The following is a 236-nucleotide window of genomic DNA, read 5'->3' on the forward strand; positions in this document are numbered from 1 at the left end:
CGAGGATCAGGATCGCGACGAGGCCCAACGGCCTGCGCGCTACGACGCTTTCGTATCGCGTGCGTCCCACTGCGAACACTGTCACGCCAACGCTCCACGTGAGTTCGGCGATCACAGCAAGCGCGGGAGTCAGTGAGGAACCCAGCGCGATCTCGCGCATCATGACAAGCACTCCGGAGAGGATGAGTGCGCTGCCACCGATTGTCCACGTCAGGTTTCGTCGCCGCATCCGTCGA

The organism is Microbacterium sp. UBA837 (assembly GCF_002296025.1).
Lineage (GTDB): Bacteria > Actinomycetota > Actinomycetes > Actinomycetales > Microbacteriaceae > Microbacterium.